The sequence below is a fragment of the Pseudomonas sp. DE0010 genome, assembly GCF_007680745.1.
Taxonomy (GTDB): domain Bacteria; phylum Pseudomonadota; class Gammaproteobacteria; order Pseudomonadales; family Pseudomonadaceae; genus Aquipseudomonas; species Aquipseudomonas parafulva_B.
In genome coordinates this window covers 1-442 of the sequence record NZ_VEJQ01000062.1, presented here as the reverse complement: position 1 = coordinate 442, position 442 = coordinate 1, and the positions used below count along the sequence as shown (strand labels likewise).

General features: G+C 64.7%; 1 protein-coding gene. It reads left to right on the top strand.

The genetic code is table 11. The annotated features are described in order from the left end of the window. The first annotated feature begins 69 nt into the window (after positions 1–69). Positions 70–372 carry a putative quinol monooxygenase gene (locus FS767_RS21615; protein ID WP_027602631.1) on the top strand — a complete coding sequence of 101 codons (303 nt, stop codon included), beginning with the start codon at positions 70–72 and terminating at the stop codon, positions 370–372. Positions 373–442 lie beyond the last annotated feature (70 nt).

Sequence of the window (442 nt, the reverse complement as noted above, 5' to 3'; positions counted from 1 at the left end):
ATTCTCGACCCCGGTGGTATTCGGGGTGTCCAGGCGGCATGCTGAGGCACCCTTTTCGGAGTTCTTTGCATGACCAGTGAAATTCGCGTCGTCGCCATCCTGCAGGCCAAGCCCGGCCAGGCCGCAGCCGTCGAGAACGCCCTACGCGCCATCGTCGCCCCTTCCCGCGCCGAGGCCGCCTGCCATTTCTATACTCCGCACCGCGATCCGAGCCACGAGGGTCGCTATGTCTTCATCGAGCGCTGGGCCAGCCGCGAGGCCCTGGCCGAGCACGAGGAGACCGCGCACTTCAAGCAGCTGCTGAGCGATCTCGACGGCCTGCTCACCGAGGCGCCCCAGGTGATGATCCTGGAAGAATTGCCGCTGGCCTGAGTCGGGCGACATAGCGCTGTCATTTGCCTGAGTCACCCTGGCCTCTTTTCGTGGAGGCCTGGATGAACCC

What these genes read in the sequence shown, in the direction of transcription:
- FS767_RS21615 (WP_027602631.1), top strand. Translation starts at nt 70, where the DNA reads ATGACCAGTGAAATTCGCGTCGTCGCCATCCTGCAGGCCAAGCCCGGC.